This window comes from Desulfoluna spongiiphila (assembly GCF_900101345.1).
Lineage (GTDB): Bacteria > Desulfobacterota > Desulfobacteria > Desulfobacterales > Desulfolunaceae > Desulfoluna > Desulfoluna spongiiphila.
In genome coordinates, this window is the sequence record NZ_FMUX01000008.1 from 113,907 (window position 1) to 125,846 (window position 11,940).

Genomic DNA, 11,940 nt, shown 5'->3' on the forward strand with positions numbered 1-11,940 from the left:
TTCCTGCGGTGATCAACCAATCCGGCAGGACTCTCGTGGGCCAATACCCTGTGCTGTTTGTCTCCACAGCCCGTTAAGCGACCGTGCTTCCCCGTCGTGTCATGTCGCGAGGGAGTTCCCGCCATATCGCCTTCGGTGCCAGGGCATCCGTTGTCCCATTGGATCATGTTTCCCCCACAGCCCCATGAACCATTCCCCCGATACAGGGGCTGATCTCCGCCGGAACGATCACCGGAATCGCAGGCACCATTTTCCAGCTCCGAGGGAATCGATCATGACAAGACGTCCCAAGACCTCGCCGGGCATCCGGCCCTGCTGTTTCATGGCCCTTGGCTTTCTGCTGCTTCTCTGCTCACCGCTCCGGGCATCGGAACAGGAGGTGGTGGATTTAAGCATCGAGGATCTCATGAACATCAACGTCACCTCGGTGGGCAAAAAAGAGCAGAACCTCTCCGACAGCACGGCCGCTGTGTTTGTCATCACCAACCAGGACCTGAAGCGCTCCGGCGTGACGAACATTCCCGATGCCCTGCGCATGGTGCCCGGGCTCACGGTGTCCCGCATCGATTCCAACAAGTGGGCCGTGAACAGCCGGGGTGCCACCAGCCGATTTGCAGACAAGCTGCTGGTGTTCATCGACGGGCGCACCGTCTACACCCCGTTTTTCTCCGGGGTGTACTGGGAGGTGCAGGATGTGATGCTGGAGGATGTGGACCGCATCGAGGTCATCCGCGGCCCCGGGGCCACCCTCTGGGGTGCCAACGCGGTGAACGGAGTGATCAATATCATCACGAAACAAGCCTCGGACACCCAGGGAGGGGTGGTCACCGCAGGCGGAGGCACCACCGAAGAAGGCTTTGCCGAAGCCCGTTACGGAGCCGCCATGGGAGACGCCACCCACGGCCGGTTTTATGCCAAGGGGTTCAAACGGGATGAGTTTGAACGCCCATCCGGGGAAGGGGCCGGTGACGACTGGGAGATGGTACAGGGAGGATTCCGCGTGGACACCAGGACAACGGCCCGGGATACCCTCACCATCCAGGGAGATCTCTACGACGGGGAGATCAACCAGGAGCTGGTGCTGCCCACCCTCACACCGCCCTATGCGGAGAGCATCGACGACACCGCGGATGTCTCCGGAGGCAACCTGCTCACCCGCTGGCAACGCGTTCTCTCCTCCACCTCGGATATCACCCTTCAGCTGCTTTACGATGTCTCTGAACGCGAAGAGGCCTTTACCAATGAAGAAAAAGAGAACATCGACGTGGACTTCCAGCATCACTTTAAGGCCGGGGACCGGCATGATATCGTCTGGGGCGCCGGTTACCAGCGGATCCACGACGAGCTGGCTGAAACCTCCGTGCTGACATACTCCCCGGAGAGCCGAACCGACGACCTCTTCAGCGCCTTTCTCCAGGATGAAATCCTCCTTATCGACCGGAAGCTCTGGCTCACCCTGGGCAGCAAGGTTGAACACAACGAGTCCACGGGGTATGAAGTCCAGCCAAGCGCGCGCCTCCTTTTTTCCCCCCGTCCCAACCACAAACTCTGGGCCGCCGTGTCCCGTGCCGTGCGAACACCGTCCCGGGTCGAGCGCGACGGAGAGGTGATGCTCTACGTTGTGCCCCCCATGAGCACGGAGAACCCGTCGCCTCTGCCCGTGGTGGTGACAGGCATCGGCGTGGACGACGAACAGTCCGAAGAGCTGATCGCCTACGAACTGGGGTACCGCTTCATGCCCACCTCCACCGTTTCCGTCGATATCGCGGGCTATTACCACGACTACGATCACCTGCGGGTCACGCGCCTGGGCACCCCAGAATTCAAGGGGACCTACATCGAACAGCCCTTTCTCCTGCTCCATGAGTTCTCATCCCAGGCCTACGGCGGAGAGCTGGCCGCCGCGTGGCAGGTGACGGACTGGCTGAAAGAAGACCTTGCCTACACCTACCTGAACAGCGACCTGGAAGAGGAAGGGCAGGTGGGCCGGGAGCCGACCCATCAGGTCTCCCTCCGCTCGGCCGTGGATGTCACGAAAACCGTGGAACTGGACCTCTGGTTTCGGTACGTGGACGACTCCAGCGCCGCCTATGCCGCGTCCCCGGACGGCACATACGAGATCGACAGCTACCTCACCCTGGACGCGCGGCTGGCATGGCGCCCGATGCCGGCCCTTGAGTTGTCTGTGGTGGGCCAGAACCTGCTTGAAAGCAGCCACCAGGAATATGTCATGGAAAATTACGGTCTGCCCACCGAGGTCCCGCGCAGTGTGTACGGTAAAATCACCTACCGTTTTTAAGGCTATCGGATGACATACTTGAAATACATTCTCCGTACATGCCGTGTGGTCTCATGTACGGCCCTGATCTTTCCGGTCCCGCTCATTTCCGGACCGAAAAACACCCTTGCGGCGACCCTGGATGAACCCACGGTCAAAGCGGCCTTCGTTCTCAATTTTGCCAGATATACCCAATGGCCCGAGGATCGTTTTGAAACGGCCTCAGCCCCCTGTGAACTCACGGTATTCGGGGGCGAAGGCGTGGAAGAGGCGTTTCAACGCATTGAAGGAAAACCCATCGGCACCCGCCGTTTAAAGGTTCGTTTCACGCACGATACGGCGGCACTTGATGGATCCCATATCATATTTTTCTGCAACGGCACGCCCCCTGGGGAGCTTGCAAGGGCCCTTGAGGTCGTCAAAGAGGACACGACCCTTACCATCGGCGACGAGATGCCCCGTTTCTTAGGAAACGGGGGGCTTATCAACATGTTCAAGAAAAACGACCGGCTGCGGTTTGAAATCAACGTGGAACGAGCCCTGCAGGTGAGGCTGAAATTCAGGTCCCGCCTGCTGCGGCATGCAATCATTGTGGGTGGCCCATGAGCGGCGGTAACGCGATACGAAACCTTAAAAACCTGTCCATCCGGACCAAACTGTTTCTGCTCTTCAGCCTTCCGGCGGTCCTGACGGTGATCCTTTTGTCCACGGCCCTTGTTTTCAAAGAGAAGTGGACCAGCAGGAAGAACCTGGTACGGGAACTTGGCTCCATGGCCGATGTCGTGGCGGTGAACAGCGGCCCGGCCCTGCTGTTCAACGACGAACTGTCGGCGCGGGAAACCCTGGTCTCCCTTAAAGCAAAGCCTGAGATAGCCACCGCAATCCTCTACGATACCCGGGGAACTGTCTACAGCAGCTACAGCCCTCCCGGTACGGACCAGGGGGCCCTCATGGCCGAACTCACCAGGGCCTACCCGGACAGGGAGGCGCTTTTCCGGGAGATTATCCGGGAAAAAAAGACCATCTTTCTGGTTGTGGACCATGCCCACGTAATCCGGCCTGTCATTGCAAACGCCGAAGCCATCGGCGCCATCCACCTGGTGGACAACATGCAGCAGGTACGCAGCAGGCTCCATACCGACTACATGGTCTTTGCGTTTTTCGTGGCCTTTGCCCTGCTTTTCATCATCCTGATGTCGGCCAAGATGCAGATCATCTTCACCGGCCCTTTGCTGGGGCTCATGCAGTCCATGAACCGCGTGATCCGGGAAAAGGACTATGCGGTGCGGGTTCGCAAGGAGAGCAGCGACGAATTCGGCACCCTCATCGACCGGTTCAACGACATGCTCGGGGAGATCCAGCGGCGTGACAACGAGCTGAAGGCCCACAGCCAGGGACTTATCCGGGCCAAGGACGATGCGGAAAAAGCCACCCGGGTCAAATCCCAATTCCTGGCCAACATGAGCCATGAGATCCGCACCCCCATGAACGGTGTCCTGGGCATGGCCGGCCTGCTGCTGCGGACCCACCTGACCGCCAAACAGGAACACTATGTTCAGACCATTCAAAATTCCGGGGAGTCCCTGCTCACCATCATCAACGATATCCTTGATTTTTCGAAAATCGAGGCGGGCAGGCTGGAACTCGAAGCCATCGACTTTGACCTGCGGGTTCTCATCGAAAGCGTTGTGGAACTGCTCCTCTTGCGCGCCCACGCCCAGGGCAACGAGTTGAGTGTCGTGATCTCCGAGGCCACCCATACTCACTTGCGCGGGGACCCCACCCGTCTTCGCCAGGTGCTCACGAATCTCATCGGAAATGCCGTCAAGTTTACGGAAAAAGGCTCGGTGGTGGTTCGGGCAGCAACCACACCGGCAGGGGACAACACCGTGGAGCTCAACGTGTCGGTGGAGGACACCGGCATCGGTATCAGGCCCCGGGACCGCCTCAAACTGTTCAAGCCCTTTTCCCAGGCCGACGGCTCCACAACCCGAAAATACGGAGGGTCCGGCCTTGGCCTGGCCATCTCCATGGAGATCATCTCCCTTATGGGGGGCCGCCTTGACTGCGAAAGCGAGCCGGGGAGGGGATCACGGTTCTTTTTCACCGTGACCCTTCCCGTGGCGAAGGAAAGCTGGACACGATCCCCTTCCGTGCTGCTCACCGACATGAACCACCTCAACGTCCTTGTCATCGACAAAAAGGGAGCCAACCGGAAAATGCTCCACACCATGCTCGCATCCCTTGGCATCCACCACACAACAACCGAAGACGACAGCGCGGCCCTATCCCTGCTCCTTGAGGGAGGGGGATCAGGCCGCCCCTTTGACCTCGTGATCCTGGTGGACAACCCCGCTGAAACCCATGGCCTGGACCTGGCACGGACCATCACATCCCACCCGGAGCTTACAGGCACTCCCATCATCCTCATCACCCCACCGGGATTTCGAGGAGAGGCCAGGGAGGCGGCCCGTGCGGGGGTTGCAGCCTATCTGACCCAACCGGTAAGCGGAGCCGACCTCAACGCGGCCCTCATCAAGATCCTGTCCGGCGGCGCTCAGGGAGCCGAGACCCCGCTGATCACCCAGCACTCCATTGCCGAAGAGAAGAAGCGGTTTCACCGCCATGTCCTCGTGGTGGAGGACAACGAAACCAACCGCGAAGTTGCCGTCTCCATGCTGAGGCTGTTCGGATGCAGCACCGAGGTTGCCGTAAACGGGAAAGAAGCCGTGACCGCCTTTCGTGACACCGGTTCCTACGACCTCATCCTCATGGACTGCCAGATGCCGGTCCTGGACGGGTACGGGGCCACCGAAGAAATCCGCCGCATGGAAAAAGAAAAGGGGCTCCCCCATACGCCCATCGTGGCCCTTACTGCCCACGCCCTGGGCGGAGATATCCACCGCTGCCTGGCCTCGGGCATGGACAACTACATCAGCAAACCCTTTGACACCGAGGACATCGGAGCGACCCTGAAGCAGTGGTTCCCCGCCGACGCTGCGGACACACCGGCACCTGTGACGGCACACCTCCTGCCTGCCTCACCCCGGTCACGCAGGGCCCCAGAGGAGCCGTCGGTCGACCCTGGCCGTGAGCTGCTCATTGATCCCAGACGCCTTGCGGCCCTGCAGGAGCTGCAGGTGGACGGAGAACCCGACATCATCGTCCAGATCTGCAGCGCGTACCTGAAGAATTCGGCCGTCCTCTGGAGCCAGATCACACAGGCTATGGATCCCTTCGACATGGACACCCTCCAACGGGCGTCCCACAGCCTGAAGTCGAGCAGCGCCAATGTCGGTGCCGTCCGCCTTGCCGGGCTGTGCAGGGACCTTGAAATGGACTGCAGCAGGCAGCATGTCGACAATGCAGAACACATGGTAAAAGCCATCGAATCGGAACTCGTTATGGTCAGGGATGCCTTGGCTGAGGAGATAGCGTCACATGATGTATGAAAAGCATACACGGAAAAAACCGCTGGCCCTGATTGCAGATGACGATCTTTCTCTGCGTCTCTCCATGAAAGCGGCCTTGAAGAAGTTTGATTTCGACGTCCTGGAGGCGGAAAACGGGCGTCAGGCCCTTACCCTCTTCAACGCCGAAAAACCGGATTTCATTCTCCTTGACGTCATCATGCCGGAGATGGACGGGTTTGAAGTCTGCGCAGCCATCCGCAAGTCCCTCCACGGCAGGTACCCCCAGATTCTCATGGTAACGGGCTTGGACGATGTGGACTCAACGGCCAGGGCCTTTGAGGTCGGGGCCAACGACTTTGTCTCAAAACCCATCAACTGGGTGATGCTGGGCCACAGGGCCCGCTACATGCTCCGGGCCGGGTACGCCTTCCGGGAGCTTTACATGAGCCAGAGCCGCCTGGCCAAGACCCAGGAACTCGCCAAACTGGGGAACTGGCAGATCGACCTGAAGAGCCTCGAATTCCACTGCTCCTCCGAAGCCAGCCGCCTGTTGAGGCTCGACACCGGCAAAGCCCCTGTCTCCCTGGATGATTTTCTGGCGCCCATCATGGGCCATGAAAAGGACAAGGTCAGAAAGGAGATGGACGACGCGGTGAAGGCGCGGAAAAACATGAGCGTGAGCTACAGCGTTCTTTACCCCGACGGAACCCAGAAACACATCCTCAACCAGGGAGAGATCCTCTTCAACGAAAACGGCATGCCGGAGATGATGCTGGGGGTGGTGCAGGATGTCTCCCAGCTGAAACGCGCCGAAGAGGAGATCATCCACCTGGCCTTTTACGACGGGCTCACGGGGCTGGCCAACCGGATGCTGTTTCTGGACCGCCTGGACATGGCCATCAAAGACGCCACGCGCAACAACCAGAAATTTGCGCTCCTCTTCCTCGACCTTGACCGGTTCAAACGCATCAACGACACATTAGGCCATCACATGGGGGACCTGCTCCTGAAACAGGTGGCAGAAAAGATGCAGGCCTGCATTCGATGCACGGACCTGGCCACACGGGGTGCCATGGACAGCTCCGAGCCCACCATCTCCAGGCTGGCAGGGGACGAGTTCACCATCATTTTGTCCAATATCCGATCCCCTGAAAGTGCCGCCGTGGTGGCCAGGCGCCTCATCAAAGAGATCTCCACGGAATACGACCTGGACGGGCAGGAGGTGTCGGTATCCGCCAGCATCGGGATCAGCGTCTTTCCCAACGACGGCCAGACCGCCGACATCCTGCTCAGAAATGCCGACTCGGCCATGTACAACGCCAAAAACAGCGGGAAAAACCAGTTCCAGTTCTACATCGAGTCCCTGAACATCGTTGCCACCGAACGGTTTTCCCTTGAAAGGGACCTTGCTCGGGCCATCGACCGTGATGAGTTCGTGCTGTACTTTCAGCCCCAGATCGACCTCGCCACCCGCAAAATCGTCGGTGCCGAGGCCTTGATCCGATGGATGCATCCCCAAAAGGGGATGGTCCCGCCCGATAAGTTCATCCATGTGGCCGAGGAATCGGGCCTGATCATCGAGATCAACAAGTGGGTGCTGCTCAAGGCCTGCAGCCAGAGCAACGAATGGGTAAAGGACGGGTTCCCCGCCTTGAGCATTGCCGTCAACCTCTCCGGCTACAAGTTTGCCCACCAGAACATCGTGGAGAGCATCCGGGACGTCCTCCAGGTCACCCGCCTCGATCCGGGCAACATCGAGGTGGAGATCACGGAAACCATCCTCATGCAGGAGACCGAAGAGACCATCGAGACCCTCAAACAGATCAAAGACCTCGGCGTGCGCATCGCCCTGGACGATTTCGGCACCGGGTACTCCTCCTTAAGCTACCTCACCACCTTTCCCGTGGATGTCATCAAGATCGACCGTTCCTTTGTCATCGGAAGCACCATGCACAAAAACAACCGCATCATCATCAAGGCAATCATCGCCATGGGCCACAGCCTGGGCAAAAAAATCCTGGCCGAGGGCATCGAAACCGAAGAACAGTTCGAGCTGCTGAAAGAGTACGGCTGCGACGAAGCCCAGGGGTACTATTTCAAAGCCCCCGTGCCCGCAACGGAATTCACCCGGCTTCTCAAAAAAGGAGCTCTGTAATCAAGGTAGCTGTTCAGTTCCACAAAGCAGCCTCCGGCGGCAAGGTGTGCCACCTTGAAAGCAGGTTGCGGATGCGTTTTGCCCCTCGTTCCTCGGGTCAACTCACATCCGCCTTTAAAGTAAAATTCACCTAAAAAGATCTTTTAAAACCTGTTTGTTAAACTTTTTAAAAGCTTAGCCCCCGGCAGGGCCGCCGGAGGCTTTTTTAAGCTAAATACATACAAAAGAAAAAAACCTCGCCAAATCCCTCGATTCGGTGGCCCATAGCTGATATGTAACGGGGCTGACCGGCTGTGGAGCCGGTATGAATCAAACGGAACATAACGCCGGGGGCCTTTTATTCAGGGTGGTTACGGCTTTCAAGGACAAAGAAACATGCTCAAGATCGGTCAGATGAACTCACTTGTTGCCGAGCGCTACATGGAATTCGGCTTCTACCTCAACACCCGGGAGGAGCAGGTGCTTCTCCCGAACAAATATGTACCCGAAGGCTTTAAGCTGGGAGACCGCATCAACGTCTTTGTCTACACCGACTCCGAAGACCGCCCCGTGGCAACCACCCTGACCCCCAAAGCCATGGTGGGGGACTTCGCCCTGCTGACGGTGAAAGATGTGAATCCCTTCGGGACCTTTTTTGACTGGGGCCTTGAAAAGGACCTGCTGGTGCCCAAGAGCGAGCAGCAGAAGCCCATGGCCGTGGGGGAAAAGCATGTGGTGTATGTCAGCCTGGATGAGGAGACCGGAAGGGTCTTCGGCTCCACGCGCCTGGGACGGCACTGTTCAAAATTTTCCATGGGCCAGGAAGAGGGGCAGAAGGTGTCCCTCCTGATCTACGGCATCACCAAGCTGAGCATCCAGGCGGTGATCGACGACGAATGCCTGGGCATCCTCTACCGAAACGAAGTGTTCTCAAAGGTTGCCATCGGTGACCGGATCACCGGGTACGTCTCCCGCATCCGGGAGGACGGAAAAATCGACCTGACCTTGAAAAAACCGGGCTACCAGTCCGTTGCCGGATCCGCGAACCGCGTACTGGAGATCCTCGAGGAGGCCGGAGGCTTTGTGGCCTGCCACGACAAAAGCACCCCGGAGGAGATCAAACGCATCTTTTCCATGAGCAAAAAAGAGTTCAAACGCACGGTGGGGGCGCTTTACAAGAAAGGCTTCATCGAATTGAGCGATACGGGCATTCGCCTGAAAGAGGATTAGATCCAAGCAACTTGGAGCGCCGCACTCCGGTGCGGCATACGCTTCGGTACACGAAAAAGCCGCACAGGCGTGCGGCGCTCCTTAAGACACGCCCAGCCAAAGCCGTCATGCCACACGAGGGACAGGATGAGATCAAGGCCTGAGACAAAGACCCCTTGAAAGCAGCTTTCCGCAACCGTGGCTTTTTCATCCCAACCCCGCATTTGTAAAAATACCCCGTAGAGCCACCAAACAACCTGGAGCGCCGCACTCCGGTGCGGCATACGCTCCGGTACACGAAAAAAGCCGCACAGGCGTGCGGCGCTCCTTAAGACACGCCCAGCCAAAGCCGTCATGCCGCACGAGGGACCGGATGAGATCAAAGCCTGAGACAAAAACCCCTTGAAAGCAGGTGTCCGCAACCATGGCTTTTCACCCCAAACCCGCATTTGTAAAAATACCCCGTAGAACAAAACAACCTGGAGCGCCGCACTCCAGTGCGGCATACGCTTCGGTACATGATAAAGCCGCACAGGAGTGTGGCGCTCCTTGAGGCCCAAAGCCCAGCAAAAACATTAGTCTTTTCCTTTCAGTAGCTTAGGCACCAAGTCTCATGTATCACATGGCATATTGTTTCAACTTCCGATAGAGCGTTGCCCGGGAGATCCCCAGGATCTTGGCGGTGCGGGCCATGTTGTGGGCCGTCGCCTCCAGGGTGTCCAGGATCATCTTCCGGTTCATCTCTTCCAGGGTGCCTGCCTGGGTGGGCCTGTCCGCCGGGGCAGGGGAGAGGCTCAGGTGCTCCGGCCTCAACTCTTTGCCTTCACAGAGGTGCAGGGCTCGCTGCATGCAGTTCTCAAGCTCCCGGACGTTGCCGGGCCAGGGGTGTGAGCAAAGGAGGTCCCGGGCATCCTGGCTGAGGCCGGGGGGATCATCGGCGTTTTCCGCCAGAAAAAGGGCCGACAGGGCAAGGATGTCCTCCGGCCCTCTTTTGTTTAGAGCGGGGATGGCGATGGGGAAGACGTTGAGGCGGTAGTAGAGGTCCTCCCGGAACCGGCCTTCGCGGATGGCCTCAAGGAGGTTGACGTGGGTGCTGGCGATGATGCGGGTGTTGATCTTCACGGGCTTGTCGGCCCCGATACGGTACACCTCGCCGGTCTGGAGGACCCGCAGGAGCTTCACCTGCATCTTGTGGGGCATGTCTCCGATCTCGTCGAGAAGGATGGTGCCCGTGTTGGCCAGCTCGAATTTCCCGGGCTTGCCCCCCTTGGAGGCCCCGGTAAAGGTCCCCTCCACGTATCCGAAGAGCTCGCTCTCCAGAAGGTTTGCGGGGATGGCCCCGCAGTTGATGGGCACAAAGGCGTTCTGGCTCCGGTCGCTCAGGTTGTGGATCGCCTGGGCAAAAAGCTCCTTGCCCGTGCCGGTCTCCCCTTGGAGCAGCACGGTGGTGTCTGAAGAAGCGGCTCTCTTGGCAAGGTTCAGGGCATCCACAAAGGGAGGGCAGGAGCCCACCAGGCTGTCGAAGGTAAAATGGGCCCGGGTACCCGCAATGGTGTCTGCCAGCCTGTAGATCTCCTTGACCTCGGAGAAGGTGATGAGGGCTCCAAGGCGCTCGCCTTCCGGGGACATCACCAGCTGCACGGTGTGGATCAGGGTCAGGGTCTGGTTGTTGATCTTGAGGCGGCTCTCCTTGTTCACCCAGGATTCCGGCCGTGTCTGCACATCATCCAGGTCGATCTTCAACCCCTTGAGGGACGAAATGGGCTGGCCCTCCAAGTTGTCCATTTTCAGGATCTCCGCTCCCCTCCGATTCACCCGCCAGATCTGCTTTCCGCTGTTGATGATGATGAGCCCCGTCCGGGAGGTGGCGATGACCTGGTCCAGGAACCGCACGTTCAAGGCCAGCTCTTTGTTGCGCCGGAGCACCCGGAGCTGCTGTTCGGCGGCCCGGGCCGCGGTGGTGACCATGTAGAGGGTGTGGGGGTGGGCTTTGTCCGAGGGGCCCGATACGGCAATGATGCCGATGAGTTTCCGGTCCTTGCCGAACACCGGGGCCGTGGAGCTGGTCAGGCCGTGGGCCTGGCGGCAGTAGTGCTCGTCCCCGATGAGCTGGATGGGGCTTTCGAGCTTCAGGCACAGGGCGATGGCCGTGGTGCCCACATCTTTTTCCGTCCACCGGTAGCCGGGAATACAGTTCCGTTTGGCGGCGTTCTCGATGAGGTTGCTGCTTCCCTCGATATGCAGAATGTATCCGTCGGGGTCCACGGCGGCGATAACGAACTCGTTGGGGGAGAGAAAATTGTAAAACTCTTCAAACTGGGGCAACAAGACGTCCAGGAGATCCCCGTTGTCCTGCCGCTTCGCCTTGAGCTCGGCAGGGGAGAGGAGGGCCTGACGGGTGTTGCGCAGGATGGGGTCTATGCCCCGCACCGTTGAACGTCGGTGGGATAGTTCAATCTGTCTTCGCATCTCATCGACGCCGAGAATCTGTCCTTGCTTCATGGGCCCCCCGGGGTGTCTTCTTGGATTGAGGTAACACGATGATTCGCATTTTGACACATGTCGCATTTTGAATCAATTCTTTCCTATCGCTTTAAAAACAGTCGCTTCCAAGCCCACACTCCCTGGGAGATTCTCAAAATGAAACAGTCTGACCCCTTCAGCCGGCCGGAATCGCTACCCCACGCCCCGGAATCACCCACCGTCAAATAAATCGATACCCCGTCAATAAAAGCCCTTACGCCCAATCATTGACGCTCCGGTTTAACGCCTTGGTACACCCTTTGCTTCGTCAGGTGGGCACGTCAATCCGATTCACATTCCATGTAAGGGTGCAACGATCTATGAAGACACCACGCTTAACCCCTGGCCGATGCGTGCCACCCATGGGGCCAACCCGGGAGGTG

The 11,940-nt window shown here is 58.7% G+C and carries 6 protein-coding genes; 5 read left to right on the forward strand and 1 reads right to left on the reverse strand.

Annotated elements, in window-relative coordinates; all coding sequences use genetic code 11:
• Positions 1-274 precede the first annotated feature (274 nt).
• The 5 genes from BLQ12_RS12360 (at position 275) to BLQ12_RS12380 (ending at position 9,055) form a co-directional block, all read left to right on the forward strand.
• Positions 275-2,299 carry a TonB-dependent receptor plug domain-containing protein gene (locus tag BLQ12_RS12360; RefSeq protein ID WP_217640298.1) on the forward strand — a complete coding sequence of 675 codons (2,025 nt, stop codon included), beginning with the start codon at positions 275-277 and terminating at the stop codon, positions 2,297-2,299.
• Between the two features lie 18 nt (positions 2,300-2,317).
• Complete coding sequence (locus BLQ12_RS12365; protein ID WP_175469717.1) at positions 2,318-2,884, forward strand: YfiR family protein; 567 nt, start codon at positions 2,318-2,320, stop codon at positions 2,882-2,884.
• Positions 2,881-5,730 carry a hybrid sensor histidine kinase/response regulator gene (locus BLQ12_RS12370; RefSeq protein WP_092210967.1) on the forward strand — a complete coding sequence of 950 codons (2,850 nt, stop codon included), beginning with the start codon at positions 2,881-2,883 and terminating at the stop codon, positions 5,728-5,730. Before BLQ12_RS12365 ends, BLQ12_RS12370 begins: the two co-directional genes overlap by 4 nt.
• On the forward strand, positions 5,720-7,846 hold the full coding sequence (locus BLQ12_RS12375) for an EAL domain-containing protein (RefSeq protein WP_092210968.1): 2,127 nt from the start codon (positions 5,720-5,722) through the stop codon (positions 7,844-7,846). The genes BLQ12_RS12370 and BLQ12_RS12375 overlap by 11 nt, the downstream gene beginning before the upstream one ends.
• Positions 7,847-8,221: 375 nt before the next feature.
• Positions 8,222-9,055, forward strand: coding sequence for a CvfB family protein (locus tag BLQ12_RS12380; RefSeq protein WP_092210969.1), 834 nt, complete (start codon positions 8,222-8,224; stop codon positions 9,053-9,055).
• Between the two features lie 597 nt (positions 9,056-9,652).
• Here BLQ12_RS12380 and BLQ12_RS12390 read toward each other — a convergent pair.
• Complete coding sequence (locus BLQ12_RS12390; RefSeq protein ID WP_092210971.1) at positions 9,653-11,536, reverse strand: sigma-54-dependent Fis family transcriptional regulator; 1,884 nt, start codon at positions 11,534-11,536, stop codon at positions 9,653-9,655.
• Positions 11,537-11,940: the final 404 nt, after the last annotated feature.

Coding starts and splice junctions, on each gene's coding strand:
- BLQ12_RS12360 (WP_217640298.1), top strand. CDS start 275: ATGACAAGACGTCCCAAGACCTCGCCGGGCATCCGGCCCTGCTGTTTC.
- BLQ12_RS12370 (WP_092210967.1), top strand. CDS start 2,881: ATGAGCGGCGGTAACGCGATACGAAACCTTAAAAACCTGTCCATCCGG.
- BLQ12_RS12375 (WP_092210968.1), top strand. CDS start 5,720: ATGATGTATGAAAAGCATACACGGAAAAAACCGCTGGCCCTGATTGCA.
- BLQ12_RS12380 (WP_092210969.1), top strand. CDS start 8,222: ATGCTCAAGATCGGTCAGATGAACTCACTTGTTGCCGAGCGCTACATG.
- BLQ12_RS12390 (WP_092210971.1), bottom strand. CDS start 11,536: ATGAAGCAAGGACAGATTCTCGGCGTCGATGAGATGCGAAGACAGATT.